The sequence below is a fragment of the uncultured Roseobacter sp. genome, from assembly GCF_947496515.1.
In the GTDB taxonomy this organism is placed as follows: Bacteria; Pseudomonadota; Alphaproteobacteria; order Rhodobacterales; family Rhodobacteraceae; genus Roseobacter.
This window is the reverse complement of sequence record NZ_CANMDB010000016.1, coordinates 22,655-35,686: the sequence shown is the minus strand read 5'-3', so window position 1 is coordinate 35,686 and position 13,032 is coordinate 22,655. Positions and strand designations below refer to the sequence as shown.

12 protein-coding genes are annotated in these 13,032 nt (G+C 60.3%); 4 read left to right on the top strand and 8 right to left on the bottom strand.

What is annotated here, in order from left to right; all coding sequences use genetic code 11:
* The first annotated feature begins 140 nt into the window (after positions 1–140).
* The 3 genes from Q1A53_RS20655 to fdhF all read left to right on the top strand — a co-directional run bounded on the left by Q1A53_RS20655 (position 141) and on the right by fdhF (position 6,447).
* Complete coding sequence (locus Q1A53_RS20655; protein ID WP_299970315.1) at positions 141–1,844, top strand: OFA family MFS transporter; 1,704 nt, start codon at positions 141–143, stop codon at positions 1,842–1,844.
* 101 nt (positions 1,845–1,945) lie between these two features.
* Positions 1,946–3,646, top strand: a complete 1,701-nt coding sequence (locus tag Q1A53_RS20650) for an NADH-ubiquinone oxidoreductase-F iron-sulfur binding region domain-containing protein (RefSeq protein ID WP_299970312.1) — start codon at positions 1,946–1,948, stop codon at positions 3,644–3,646.
* The gene (gene fdhF, locus Q1A53_RS20645; protein ID WP_299970307.1) at positions 3,643–6,447 is read left to right on the top strand and encodes a formate dehydrogenase subunit alpha; all 2,805 of its coding nucleotides are present in this window, start codon (positions 3,643–3,645) and stop codon (positions 6,445–6,447) included. Before Q1A53_RS20650 ends, fdhF begins: the two co-directional genes overlap by 4 nt.
* An 84-nt stretch (positions 6,448–6,531) precedes the next feature.
* Here the strand turns inward: fdhF and Q1A53_RS20640 are convergent, their stop codons facing one another.
* The 8 genes from Q1A53_RS20640 to Q1A53_RS20605 form a co-directional block, all read right to left on the bottom strand.
* Complete coding sequence (locus Q1A53_RS20640; protein WP_299970395.1) at positions 6,532–8,103, bottom strand: TonB-dependent siderophore receptor; 1,572 nt, start codon at positions 8,101–8,103, stop codon at positions 6,532–6,534.
* Positions 8,036–8,635, bottom strand: a complete 600-nt coding sequence (locus Q1A53_RS20635; RefSeq protein WP_299970305.1) for a TonB-dependent receptor plug domain-containing protein — start codon at positions 8,633–8,635, stop codon at positions 8,036–8,038. Before Q1A53_RS20635 ends, Q1A53_RS20640 begins: the two co-directional genes overlap by 68 nt.
* A 35-nt stretch (positions 8,636–8,670) precedes the next feature.
* A complete protein-coding gene (locus tag Q1A53_RS20630; RefSeq protein ID WP_299970303.1) occupies positions 8,671–9,381 on the bottom strand; it encodes an AraC family transcriptional regulator in 711 nt (236 codons plus the stop codon).
* Between the two features lie 431 nt (positions 9,382–9,812).
* Positions 9,813–10,847, bottom strand: coding sequence for a TonB family protein (locus Q1A53_RS20625; RefSeq protein ID WP_299970300.1), 1,035 nt, complete (start codon positions 10,845–10,847; stop codon positions 9,813–9,815).
* The gene (locus tag Q1A53_RS20620; protein WP_299970297.1) at positions 10,844–11,230 is read right to left on the bottom strand and encodes a biopolymer transporter ExbD; all 387 of its coding nucleotides are present in this window, start codon (positions 11,228–11,230) and stop codon (positions 10,844–10,846) included. The genes Q1A53_RS20625 and Q1A53_RS20620 overlap by 4 nt, the downstream gene beginning before the upstream one ends.
* The gene (locus tag Q1A53_RS20615; RefSeq protein ID WP_299970295.1) at positions 11,230–11,622 is read right to left on the bottom strand and encodes a biopolymer transporter ExbD; all 393 of its coding nucleotides are present in this window, start codon (positions 11,620–11,622) and stop codon (positions 11,230–11,232) included. Before Q1A53_RS20615 ends, Q1A53_RS20620 begins: the two co-directional genes overlap by 1 nt.
* The gene (locus tag Q1A53_RS20610; protein ID WP_299970292.1) at positions 11,615–12,274 is read right to left on the bottom strand and encodes a MotA/TolQ/ExbB proton channel family protein; all 660 of its coding nucleotides are present in this window, start codon (positions 12,272–12,274) and stop codon (positions 11,615–11,617) included. Before Q1A53_RS20610 ends, Q1A53_RS20615 begins: the two co-directional genes overlap by 8 nt.
* Positions 12,274–12,711, bottom strand: coding sequence for a hypothetical protein (locus Q1A53_RS20605; protein WP_299970289.1), 438 nt, complete (start codon positions 12,709–12,711; stop codon positions 12,274–12,276). Before Q1A53_RS20605 ends, Q1A53_RS20610 begins: the two co-directional genes overlap by 1 nt.
* 110 nt (positions 12,712–12,821) lie before the next feature.
* On the opposite strand from Q1A53_RS20605, the gene Q1A53_RS20600 reads away from it, so the two are divergent.
* Positions 12,822–13,001, top strand: a complete 180-nt coding sequence (locus Q1A53_RS20600; RefSeq protein ID WP_299970286.1) for a hypothetical protein — start codon at positions 12,822–12,824, stop codon at positions 12,999–13,001.
* Positions 13,002–13,032: the final 31 nt, after the last annotated feature.

Here is a 13,032-nt window from a genome sequence, read left to right as displayed (position 1 = left end):
CATTAAATATGTTGACAGATACAGGTTTCAAGCGTCAGACAAAAAGTTAATCCGATGCATGCGATTGTAGACAGCCGCAGATCGTATCGGAGGATCTGAGGGCGAGGAGGCCCTCTTAACTTGAAGCGGGAGGTCTTCTCATGTCGGACGCAGCACATGGCCCATTGGGGTTTCTGCGAAAGGAAAACATCGTCGCACCTGAAGGATACAACAGGTGGCGTGTGCCCCCTGCTTCGATTACGATTCACCTGTGCATCGGCTCGGTTTATGCGTGGTCGGTTTTCAACCCTGCGCTGACGCGCGAGCTGGGTGTTGTCACCTCCTCGGGCAGTGACTGGACGTTGTCATCGGTGGTCTGGATTTTTTCAGTGGCCATCGTCGTACTTGGCCTCGCCGCTGCCTTCGGTGGCAAATGGCTTGAAAAGGTTGGTCCACGTTACGTCGGCGTCGTCGCGGCGAGTCTCTGGGGTGGCGGGTTCCTGATCGGCTCTGCGGGCATCGCAACACATCAGTTGTGGATGGTTTATCTGGGCTACGGCGTCTTTGGCGGCGCAGGTCTGGGTCTTGGATATGTCTCCCCTGTCTCAACACTGATCCGCTGGTTTCCGGACCGGCGCGGCATGGCAACCGGCATGGCCATCATGGGCTTTGGTGGGGGCGCCATGATCGGAGCGCCGTTGAAACAGTGGTTATTGAACCTCTACCAAACGGCCCCCGATTTCCTGGGCGCGGCGGGCGCGGTCACATTGGTCACCGAAGGCGGGCGCCGCTTCGCTGAAACTGCAGCCGGTAAGGTCGAAGTGGTCGTTGCCTCAGCGCAGCAAGCTGCGGTGTTTGGTGGCGAGGCGGGTGTGTATGTGGTGGGCACCGGCAATACGGGTGCTGCCGCGACCTTCGCCACACTCGGCGTCGTCTACTTCTGCGTCATGGTCTTTGCGGCCTTCCAGTACCGGGTGCCGCGTGACGGTTGGAAACCCGAAGGCTGGGAGCCGAAACCGGTGGCGTCCGGCATGGTCACGCGCAACAATGTGCATATTGATCAGGCGCTCAAGACCCCGCAGTTCTGGCTGCTCTGGGTGGTGCTGTGCTTCAACGTGACGGCTGGGATCGGCGTGATTGGCGTGGCGAAGACCATGATCAATGAGATCTTTGGCGATCTGGCGCTTGTGACAGCCGCCTTTGCAGGCACCTACGTGCTGATGATCTCCGTCTTCAACATGGTGGGTCGGTTCTTCTGGGCCTCCACGTCCGACTTCATCGGCCGCAAGAACACGTACCATTGCTTCTTCATCATTGGCACGATCCTCTATTGCACCATCCCCTTCTGGGCCGCGTCTGGTGGCCTGACGGCGCTGGTTGGCTTCTACATCGCCACCATGATTATCTTCACCATGTATGGCGGCGGGTTCGCGACCATCCCGGCGTACCTCGCGGACATCTTCGGCACCATGCATGTAGGCGGCATTCACGGGCGTCTGCTTACAGCTTGGTCCACCGCTGGGGTACTTGGGCCCTTTGCGATTACCTACTTGCGCAATATCTCGACAGAGAACGCGATCGCAGATCTCGCATCAGCGGTCGATCCGGCGGCCTTTGTCGAGAAATTCGGGGCGCCTGTCTCACAGCTTGGTGATCTTGTCGCGGCAAATACGGTGACCATTGCAGGGCTCATGGATCTGGCCCCTGCGGGGACTGTCGACCCAACGGCCACGCTTTACAACACCACGATGTACTGCATGGCCGCGCTGTTGGTGATCGCCTTCTTTGCCAACCTGATGGTGCGCCCGGTGCGTGATCACCATCATGTGGACAACACGCATCCGGAAGCCGTTCCGGCGGAGTAACGCTCCCTGTTCTGTGGCCTCTTTTGATGAGGCCGCAGGCCTGGCGGGTGTCTCGTGCACCCGCCCTTTTTCCCAAACTTGAAAGCGAAGGGGACAGTGCGATGGACCAGATCGCCCCAGCCAAATTCAAGCGCCGCGACCCGTCGCTGCCCAAGGGCCGCCAGATTTCGGATGAGGATGTGGCTGAAATGGCTGCACTGCTGGGCGATATGCCGCGACGCCGCGATATGGTGATCGAAGGGCTGCATGTCATTCAGGACCGTTTCGGCCATATCTCGGCCACCCGTATCGCGGCAATGGCCGAGGTGTTTCGCCTCGCACAAGTTGAGGTCTATGAGGTGGCGAGCTTCTACCACCATTTTGACGTGGTCAAAGAAGGCGAGACCCCGCCACCACCGGTGACAATTCGTGTCAGCACCTGCGTCTCCTGCGAGCTGGCTGGCGCATATGAGTTGATCAAGGGGCTGGAAAAGGAGGTCGATCCCGCGCAAGTCCGCATCGTGCCTTCGCCCTGCATGGGGCAGTGCGATGGTGCACCTGTCGCCTGGATCGGCAAGCGCATTTACCGCCATGCAACCGTCCAGCGCCTGCTACGCGCGACGGTTGAGGACAACAGCACCCCGCAGTTGCCCGACTATGAGGGGCTGGCCCTCTATCGTGCGGAAGGCGGTTATCACGTGCTCGACAAGATCATGTCAGGCCAGATCAGCGCCGATCAGGCGACAGCGCAGATGTCGGATGCCGGGCTGCGTGGCCTCGGCGGCGCGGGGTTTCCTGCGGGCAAGAAATGGGGCTTTGTCAGGTCTTACGCGGGTCCCCGGCTGATGACCGTGAATTGCGATGAGGGCGAGCCCGGCACGTTCAAGGACCGTTGGTGGCTGGAACGGCACCCGCACCGCATGCTGGAAGGCGCGCAGATCGCGGCCCATGTGGTAGGCTGCGATCGCATCTACATCTACGTCCGCGATGAATACCCGAACGTTCTGGAAGTCCTGCGCCGCGAGATCGACGCGCTGGCCCGCGCAGGTCTGATGGTCACACCGATGGAGATCCGCCGCGGGGCAGGGGCCTACATCTGCGGCGAGGAAAGCGCGATGATCGAGAGCATCGAGGGCAAGCGTGGTATTCCGCGCCAACGCCCGCCCTACATCGCGGAAGTTGGGCTTTTCGGACGTCCGACGCTCAACCACAACGTCGAAACCCTGCTGTGGGTGCCGCAGATCGTCGAGCACGGGCCGCAGTGGTTTGCAGCGCAAGGCTGGACCGAGGAGAACAAGGGCGTGCGCTCCTTCTCCGTCTCGGGCCGCGTGAAAGAGCCGGGTGTGAAGATCGCGCCTGCGGGCATTCCGCTTATTCGCCTGATCGAAGACTATTGCGGCGGCATGGCCGACGGGCATGAACTGAAGGCCCTTCTTCCGGGCGGTGCGTCGGGCGGGATTTTCCCGGCGCATATGGCGGATCGGACCATGGATTTTGGCACCTGGGAAAAGGAAGGCGGGTTCATCGGCTCACATGCGGTGGTGATCCTATCCGATCAAGACAGCGTGCGCGCGGCAGCGCTCAACACCATGCGGTTTTTCAAGCACGAAAGCTGTGGGCAATGCACACCCTGCCGCTCCGGCACCGACAAATTTGTCCGCATGATGGAAGCGCGCGAACAGAACCGCGAGCTTTTCGATGACCTGCTTGAGGTAATGCGCGACAGCTCCATCTGCGGGCTCGGTCAGGCGGCAGGAAACTGCGTAAAGCACCTGATGCAGCATTTCCCGGATGAATTCGCCTGTCAGGAGACAAACTCATGAGCCTTGATCTCACCAACATCGACACTGTTACCTTCACGCTCGACGGCGAAGAGGTGACCGCCTACGGCGAAGAAACAATCTGGCAAGTGGCGAAACGGCTTGGCCAGCACATTCCGCACCTCTGTTACAGCGATATCCCTGATTTCAAGGCGGACGGAAATTGCCGCGCCTGTGTGGTTGAGATCGAAGGGGAGCGGACGTTGGCGGCCTCCTGCATGCGCAAGCCGAGCGACGGCATAGTCGTCAACACCGGCAATCCCCGCGTGCAAAAGAACCGCGAGATGGTGTTTGAACTCCTTGCCTCCGACATGCCCGCGCGCGATGACAGCCCCGATCCGGACAGCCATTTCTGGCAGCAGTTCGATCTTGTCGGTCTATGTGATGGCCCGCGCTATCCGTCGGGTCGACCCGGCGCGAAACAAGAGATCCCCGTCGACAGCGTTTTTCATGATGCCTCGCACCCGTCCATCGCGGTCAACCTTGATGCGTGCATTGCCTGCCGTCTATGTGAACGCGCCTGCCGCGACGTGCAGGTGAATGACGTGATCGGCATGGCGGATCGCGGCATGGCGGCGGGCCCCGTGTTTGACGTGAACGACCCGATGGGTCTGTCCAGCTGCGTGGGTTGCGGCGAATGTGTGCAGGCCTGCCCGACCGCCGCCTTGATGGAGAAGACCCTGCTGGATGACAGTGCCACTCAGCGTGCGGTGGTTGCGGAGGAGATAAAACCCTCGGTCTGTCCGTTCTGTGGTGTTGGCTCTCAGACGGACGTGAGCCTTGTGGGCAATGACATCGTCAAGGTCGATGGGCGCGACGGGCCCGGCAATCGGGGCAAGCTTTGCATCAAGGGGCGCTTCGGGCTGGACTATGTCATGTCTCCGGAACGTCTGACCCGGCCGCTCATTCGGCGCGACGGCGTGCCCAAGGACCCCAAGGCGGCGATGACATTTTCCGACATCGACGATGTTTTCCGCGAAGCGACGTGGGAGGAAGCGCTGGATTTGGCCGCAGGTGGTCTGACCAAGATCCGCGATACCAAAGGCGGGCAGGCGATTGCGGGCTTTGGATCGGCCAAGGGCACGAACGAAGAAGCCTATCTCTTTCAGAAATACATCCGGCAGGGGTTTGGCACCAACAACGTCGATCACTGCACGCGGCTTTGTCATGCCTCATCGGTGGCGGCATTGATGGAGGGGGTCGGGTCGGGCGCTGTCTCGGCACCCTTCACGGCTGCCGATGACAGTGACTGCATCATGACCATCGGCTGTCGGCCTGAGCAAAACCACCCCGTCGCGGCGACCTACTTCAAACAGGCAGCCAAGCGCGGTGCCAAGATGATGGTGTTTGATCCGCGCAAACAGGAATTGATGCGCCATGCCACCCATCCGGTGCTTTTTGAACCGGGCCGCGATGTGCCCATGTTGAACGCGATGATCCATACGATCATTCAGGAAAAGCTCTATGATGAACAATATGTGCAGGCCAATGTAGACGGGTTCGATGCGCTGGCGGAAAAGACAAAGGACTTCTCGCCCGAGGCCATGGCCGACATCTGCGGTGTGGAGGCAGAATATCTCAAGGATCTCGCGCGTACTTTTGCCACTGCGGAGCGGGCCATCATCTTTTGGGGGATGGGCGTCAGCCAGCACGTGCATGGCACCGACAATGTGCGTTGCCTGATCGCGCTCAGCCTGATTACCGGGCAGATCGGCCGCCCCGGGACGGGCATCCACCCGCTGCGCGGACAGAACAACGTGCAGGGCGCTTCCGATGCTGGGCTGATCCCGATGGTCTATCCCGATTACAAATCGGTGGAAGACCCGGATGTCCGTGCGAAGTATGAAGATGCCTGGGGCCGAAAACTGGACCCGGCCAAGGGCCTTACGGTTGTCGAGATCATGGGCGAGATCGAAGCCGGCACGATCAACGGCATGTATGTGCAGGGTGAGAACCCAGCGATGTCGGACCCCGACCAGAACCATGCACGCAAGGCGCTGTCGATGCTCGATCATCTGGTGGTGCAGGACATCTTCTTGACCGAAACCGCGTGGTTCGCCGATGTGATCCTGCCCGCCTCGGCGCAACCGGAGAAACCGGGCACCTACACCAATTCCAACGGCCAGGTGCAGATTGGCCTGCCCGTGCGCAAACCGCCCGGAGAGGCGCAGCAGGACTGGAAGCTGCTGCAAGAGATGGCGCGGCGGTCAGGCCTCGACTGGACCTATGAGGATGTTGGCGAAGTCTATGCCGAGATGGCGAGCATGATGCCCTCGCTCGACAACATCAGCTGGGCGCGACTGATGCGCGAAGGCGTTGTCTGTTACCCGGCCAAATCCGAGGACGGGCCGGGCGAGGAGATCATCTTCTATGACGGCTTCCCGACAGCGGATGGGCGCGCCAGGCTGGTGCCAACCGATCTGGTGCCGCCCGATGAATTGCCAGACGAAGACTATCCCATGGTCCTCACAACAGGCCGCATGCTGGAACATTGGCACACCGGCGCGATGACCCGCCGGGCAACGCATCTCAACGCGCAGGAAAGCGAAGCGGTCGTCTCAATGCACCCCAAGGATATCGGGCGCATGGGGTTTGAGCGTGGTCAGAAAGTCAGCGTGGAAACCCGCCGAGGCGCGATTGAGCTCGCCTTGCGCGCGGATCGAGATGTCACACAGGGGATGCTGTTTATTCCATTTTGCTTCGTCGAAGCGCCTGCGAACTTTCTGACCAACCCGCAGCTTGATCCCTTCGGAAAAATCCCGGAGTTCAAATATTCGGCGGCTCGTGTGGTCGCACGCGACTAGGCTGATGACTTACGATCAGACGGCAATCAAAGCCCTCCAAGATTTCTGGATTGGTTGGCTAAAGGGCCTGAGACTTGGACTGCCTTACCATTTGTAGGTCAAACGCGCCTGAATTGTCCGACCGTCACCAAACCGGCAGCCAAAGCCACTGCAATTTGCCAGATAGGTTCGGTCCGTGACGTTGGTGACATTCAGCGACAGATGCGCATCATCGGTGAGCTTGTAGGCCAGTTGCAAGTCAATCAACTTCACGCTTTCCAAATCAAACGTATTTTCGGCATCACCAAACCGATTTCCGATGAAGCGTGCGCCTCCGCCAAGTGTCAGATCCTCAAGAGCCGTCCCTTTCGGAAAGGTATAGTTGGCCCACAGACCTGCGAAGTGCTCTGGTGCATTCGGAAACTCGTTGCCCAGATTATCTCCTTGGGTCAGCTCCGTCTCGTTGTAGGTATAGGCCGCGCGGATGTTCCAGTTTTCGGTGATGCTGGCGGAGGCTTCGAGTTCCAATCCGCGGGACCGGGCTTCACCAAACTGCTCAACACCACCTGTGACCGCTGAGGTCAGGTTGCTTTGCGTCAGGTCGAAAATCGCCGCGGAGAAGAACCCGTCAAACCCAGCCGGCTCATATTTTACGCCGACTTCCCACTGCTTGCCTTTGGTCGGTTTGAGCCGGTTCGCGCTTACATCAGTTCCGATGAGAGGATCGAATGACGTCGCATAGCTGATGTAGGGCGCGACGCCATTGTCGAAGAGATACAGCAGCCCGGCACGCCCCGTCGTGGCTGCATCCGACTGGTCGACATCCTGTGGAGTCCCCACAACGCTTGAAAATGTTGTACCCTTTTCGTTGGCCCAATCGCGCCGCAGAGCGAGCGAAGCGCGCCAGTTGCCAAAACTCATCTCATCCTGCGCATAAAGGCCGATCTGCTCCAGTTTTAGATCGTTGGACCCGATAAAGGTTGCAGCCCCGACGTTGGCGCCATTGTAGACAGGGTTCAGGAAACTGATGGAATCCGCTGAGCGAAATACCGTCATATCCTCGACATCGTACTTGCGCAGGTCGAGCCCCACCAACAGGTCATGATCCACTGCACCAGTCTGGAAGCGGCGGCCCAGGCGCAGATCGAGGTTGTAGGTCTCGCTCTCCTCGAACTGGTCGATGGCGCCTCGATTGATCGTGTTCAGATTTGGCACCGCGTTCTGAACAAAGAAACCCCGGTAGTCCCAATCGAAGTTCTGATAGCGAAAGCCTGCATTCAGCGTCCAGTCGCTTTCAAACCTATGCTCCAACTCAAAGCCAAGGTTGACCGTCGTTCGGTCGCTGCGGTCATCGGTCGGATCGCCAAAGTAGAACTCACGCAGCTCATCCGCGTCGACCAGCCCGACCAGGCCAAAGGGGGCTCCGGGGGGTGTGATCGGATTGTCCTGCTGGTAGGAGCCCAGGAACTGCAGCCGGGTGTCCCGCGTCGGTGTCCAGAGTGTCGCAAAACCAAGATAGCCGCGCGTGTTGCTGAGTTCGGAAATGTCCTCTTCGCTGTCGCGCACCACCGACGTGAACCGCGCGGCGAACGTATCGGAAAACGCGTGGTTATAATCCACGAAGGCTTCGCTGGCATTTGGGTCGCCAAAGCCGATGCCGGCTTCGCCAAAACTCAGCGGCTGCGCTCGTTTCTGAACCTGATTGATCAGCCCCCCCGGGAATGCCTGAGCCATAAAGTACCGAGGCCGGCCCTTTCAGGATCTCGACCCGCTCCAGCGAATAGATCTCGAACGAGGGCGCGCCGAAGTCGCGCAGGATACGCAGCCCGTTGAGGTACTGTGCATTGCCCGCGTCAAAGCCGCGGATGGTCGGGCTGTCAAATCGGGGGTCGGTGCCGAATGGCTGTCCAAGGACACCTGCGCTGTAATTCAGCGTATCGCCCAATGTGGTGGCCCCCTGATCCTCGATCTGTTCACCTGTAACGATCGAGATGGATTGCGCCGTCTCCAGCACCGGTCGGCCCGACTTTGTCGCGGTCTGCGCAGTTGGCGCGACATAGCCTGCCACAGGCGCCGTGGGATCTGCGGCTCCTTCAATGACCAATTCACCCAGATCAAACAGATCCGCCGTGGATTGTGCCAGACCCCCTGTTGCGAGACATGCGACACCTATGCCCGAATAAAGTGCCAGCTGCGTTGCCGTCTGCATGGGGACTCCTTCCGTTAAGACGCCTTTTATCTGTCTTAGCGGGATAGCAGCGGGGCTGATTGTACCAGACTGTCGTGTTTTGAACGATCCGCGCGCATTCTGGACTGTCGCCAGGATCCCGGCGTCTGGCCGGTGAACCCGCGAAAGGCCCGGGTCAGATGCGCCTGATCTGAAAAACCGGTGATGACGGCGATCTCCGCCAGATCAAAACCGCTCTGCTGCATCAACTCCTGGGCCGCCATCAGTCGCTGTCGTTGCACCCAACGTTGCGGGGTTGTGCCAAGGGTCTGCTTGCAGGCCCGGGTAAACCAGCTGTCCGACAGCCCTGCGACCTCTGCCAGCTCCGACACATTGATGCGTCGATGCAACCGCATGTTGACGTACTTCATCAGGCGCGCAACCTGATGAGGGGGCAGCCCACCGGTTTGCGGTCGATCCACCCGCGCGTTGGAGCGCAGATCAAACACCTCGGCCAGCAAGGCAGAGAGTAGACCATCAAGGATACAGTCCGGACGGGCTGGTATCTGGACTTCGCCCACGATCAAGCGGGCGAGCGCATCAATCGCGGGGCTGCCTCGCAAGAACTGCGCGGCTGATGCTGCCGATCTTGCACCAAAGCGATCAAGCCGCTGCTCCAGCCCCCGCGCCTCCAGATGGATATCGAGGTGGGTGTAGTCACACTCTCGCACAATTCGGCCCCACAGCGGCTCACCACCGGGAACGTAGAACGCCTGAATATCATTCATCCAAGCCGTCTGAGCCGGAGTGCGAAGGAGGATCAAATCCTTCGGCTGATCCAAAAACACAACCAACCGGGGATCCGGCGACACATAATGCCCGCCGCCATCCAATTGCCCGCGCGCATGCCAAACGTCGGCCACAACCCCGGACCATGACCGCCATTTTAAAGGGCGAAGCACCTCTATGGCACGCGTCTCTGCCGTCATTTTTGGAACAAAGGTCATGGCGTATCGTGCTTCCCCCAAGCCAGATGATGTCACCTGGCAGGCACCGGAAAGGCTGATCGCTTGGTGCAATAGTTTAAAGAGAAACCGCTTTGACGAGTCAATGCTGCCTTCGGCCTGCGGTCTTCAACGCTGCACAGACACCGCGGCGCCTTCACCCTCTGCGCTTGCTGTCAAAGCCAGCCGCACCCTCACAGCCGACGGGCTTGGATCTATCGCCCAGTGATCCGGATTTGAAACTGACGTTGCGCGCCTGAGGGCGGTGCCGGGAACGGTGCTGCACGTTGGATCACCTGGACGGCCGCCTGGTCAAGGCGGGCCGAGCCCGAACTCTGCGCCACCGAAACAGTGCCCAACCCACCGTTGTCCGCCACTCGGAACGCGATCACTGCTGTTCCGCGCGTGCCGATCCGGGGGTGGCGCACCCCGCGGATCTTTCGCGCGACCTGACCGGGGTAGTTCGACACGGCGGCATTGCCCGCGTCGGCCCGCGCCGTTTGGCCCGCTGTGTTTCGCGCCTGTGGAGCCGTTTCCCGTCCGTCCGCCTGACCCGTGCGTGCATTCGTCACGGCCTGGTTTCCCGCCGGGGCAGAGGCAGTCTGCCTGCGTCGTTCCGCCTCTCGCAGCCGGTCTTCGCGCGCCTGCGCGGCGATCGATGCTGGGCGTAGTTGCGGGCGCGCAACAGCGGTGTCCTCCTCGGCAGCGGGATCCTTGGCTGTGAGCGTGTCAGTCGGTACCGATGGTGACACCGTCTGACGCGGGCGTGCCGGCAGCGCAGGCGGTAAAGCTGCCTGAACCTGCGGCTGCGCGGAGGGCGTTGCGGCCCGTAGAACCGGCACAGTGGGCCGCGGCGAGCGGGCCGTTTCCGGAACAGGCGTCGGCACCGCCTGGGCTTCAGTCGGGCGCTGCACCTGGTTCGGCGCTCGCGGCGCGGATGTCTCAGCCTCGACATCCACGGGGTCTACCCGGGTGTCCACCGGTGGCTGTCGCGTTTCCCGGCCGACAGGCACGGGCGATATCTCATCAGGTGGTTTGACCGTATCCAGCGTTTCCGTCGCCTCGATTGGTGTCAGCGTTCCCGCGGCGAGATCAGCAAAGGAATCCCCCAGAGACGCTTGCACGGAACTGGCGGATCCACCTGCAATTTCGATATCGTCGGTGATATCCCATTGAACCAACCCGCCAGCATGCAAACACGCCGCCGCAATCAGCGCAAGACAGCCTATGCGGTGAGAGCGAAGGATCATTGCAACCCCCGTTCGGTGATAATCATCACCTGTCCTGCGCCACCTCGCGACAAAGCGCGACCCACTGCGACCAAGGTTGCGGCTGGCAGGTCGCGATCCGGCAGAATGCGGACAACCGCGCGCGCGTCGTCAGATAGAGACTGCACGTAGGTTTCGGCGTCTGACTGATCCGCGCCTCGAAAGCTCAGCGTGCCATCGGAGTGGATGATCAACGCATCCGGTGGAGGCCGCCCCTCAAGATCGCGGGTCTTGACCAAGCTCAAAGACGGATCAAGCGGTGGCGCAAGCGTGCCTGCAACGAGGAAAAACACCAGCATGAGAAAGACAATATTGATCAGGGCAATTGTCGGCTCCCGCTTGCGTCTCAGAGGCGCTTTGCGCATCAGACGCCTCCTCCCAGAACAGTCAGCGTGAGGCCTGGCACCTGCCGCAGGATGACAAGCAGGTCGGTCAACCGCTGTGCGCTGACCTCGCCTTTCAGACTGATCAAAACGGAGTGCGGGGTCTCGCCAGACGCGCGCGCGCGCAAATCAGCAGCAAGGCTGTCAAGTGCAACGGCGCTGCCATTCAAGGTCACCACCTCCGGTCCCACTTGCAGGAAGATTGGCGGAACATCTGATGGCGCAGCCACGGCGCCCGACCCACCTGACACCAGTTCGACCTCCGAGAATTTGGAAAACGTCGAGGTCAGCATGAAGAACAAGAGCAACAGGAAAATCACGTCAATGAGCGGCGTCATGGACAGACGCCGCCTCGCGCGCGCTGCCCTAGCCATGGGCTGGTACCATGTCGGGGTCAGGCGCGGCTGTAGGCGCCCGCCCTTTCGGTGACAGGGCCGTCAGGATGAAGGTATCACAAACCACCCGCTCTGCATCCATCCTGCTCTCGAACCAGGACAGAACCACCGAGGTTGGCATAGCAACCACGAGGCCCACGGCCGTTGTCAGCAAAGCAACCCAGATCCCACCTGCAAGCAGCGAAGGGTCCACTTGTGACCCGGCTGACTGCAACGCCTGAAAAGCCTCGATCATGCCAAGAACGGTGCCGAACAATCCCAGTAGGGGCGACAGCTGTGCCACGGAATCGAGAAACCGAAACCCGCGCTCCAGTGTGGCAAACCGCTCCTCGGCCTGCGCTTGCAACCTGTCCTTACCATGTGCTCCCGCATCAAAGGCCTGTGCGACGACCGGGGCGAGATAGCTCCTTGAGCGCGTGAGCTCGGCGTGCGCGCGGGCTCGATCTCCGGCATCCCAGGCAGCAACCGCCGACCGTAACGCGCCATGTTTGCCCACATGCGCAACCGAAAATTGCCAGAGTTTGTAGAGCACGACAGCCAGCGTCAGCACAGAGATGGCAAGCAACAGCAAGACAACTGGCCCGCCAATATCAAAGACTGCAACAAGTTGGGCTCGGAGGGTATCAAACATCAGCTCAACACCTCGATCTCTGTCCGTGTCGTCGCGCGCAGCTCGGTCGCGCAGGCCTCCGCGCTCAACCCATCGGAGCTGCAGGTGTGCGTGCCATTGAACAGGATGCGCCCGAGGCTTCCGCAGGTGGTTTCGGGCACCGCAAACTGCCTGACACGGGGTCGTCCGGCAGGCAGTGCTCCAAAGTCGAACAGGGTCAACTGCTTGACCCCGCCGCTTGCGTCAAAGAGCACTGTCTCGAAGATCAACTGATCAATCCCGACCGGATGATTGTTTTCGATCACGAACGTCAGCGTGCACCCGCTTGTGTCGTCTGATACGGCATTCAGCTCGATGGCAATGGTGCCGCCGGCAGCCATTTCATCCGCCATCATAGGCGTGGCGCAGAAAGCTGCTGCCGCCAATCCTGTCAAAAAGCCCAGGCCAAATCTGTCCATGTCGCACTCCCAAGTCGTGTGCGAGCGATCTGGCGGTAGCTGGAAGCTCGTATGTGCACGAAAAATACATGTCTGTAAAAGCGGCGCAAGTCCCATCGGAAGGATGCTCTATGGGACAGGTTTTTGATGTGAGCGCCACCGCTGTGCGCGTCTTCACGGGGCGCATAGCGCGATCACAAGCCTTGGTCGCGGAAGCCATCCCGCACATTCGAAATCAACCCGAAGATCGTTGCCAAATGATGCTACCCAAACCGTTGAAGACTGAGAAGACCGAACCGAAAGAGCCATGATCAACTGCGCAGCCACCTCTGAAAGTCGGGG

What these genes read in the sequence shown, in the direction of transcription:
- Q1A53_RS20600 (WP_299970286.1), top strand. Translation starts at nt 12,822, where the DNA reads ATGGGACAGGTTTTTGATGTGAGCGCCACCGCTGTGCGCGTCTTCACG.
- Q1A53_RS20650 (WP_299970312.1), top strand. Translation starts at nt 1,946, where the DNA reads ATGGACCAGATCGCCCCAGCCAAATTCAAGCGCCGCGACCCGTCGCTG.
- fdhF (WP_299970307.1), top strand. Translation starts at nt 3,643, where the DNA reads ATGAGCCTTGATCTCACCAACATCGACACTGTTACCTTCACGCTCGAC.
- Q1A53_RS20625 (WP_299970300.1), bottom strand. Translation starts at nt 10,847, where the DNA reads ATGATCCTTCGCTCTCACCGCATAGGCTGTCTTGCGCTGATTGCGGCG.
- Q1A53_RS20615 (WP_299970295.1), bottom strand. Translation starts at nt 11,622, where the DNA reads ATGGCTAGGGCAGCGCGCGCGAGGCGGCGTCTGTCCATGACGCCGCTC.
- Q1A53_RS20655 (WP_299970315.1), top strand. Translation starts at nt 141, where the DNA reads ATGTCGGACGCAGCACATGGCCCATTGGGGTTTCTGCGAAAGGAAAAC.
- Q1A53_RS20630 (WP_299970303.1), bottom strand. Translation starts at nt 9,381, where the DNA reads ATGAATGATATTCAGGCGTTCTACGTTCCCGGTGGTGAGCCGCTGTGG.
- Q1A53_RS20635 (WP_299970305.1), bottom strand. Translation starts at nt 8,635, where the DNA reads ATGCAGACGGCAACGCAGCTGGCACTTTATTCGGGCATAGGTGTCGCA.
- Q1A53_RS20605 (WP_299970289.1), bottom strand. Translation starts at nt 12,711, where the DNA reads ATGGACAGATTTGGCCTGGGCTTTTTGACAGGATTGGCGGCAGCAGCT.
- Q1A53_RS20610 (WP_299970292.1), bottom strand. Translation starts at nt 12,274, where the DNA reads ATGTTTGATACCCTCCGAGCCCAACTTGTTGCAGTCTTTGATATTGGC.
- Q1A53_RS20620 (WP_299970297.1), bottom strand. Translation starts at nt 11,230, where the DNA reads ATGCGCAAAGCGCCTCTGAGACGCAAGCGGGAGCCGACAATTGCCCTG.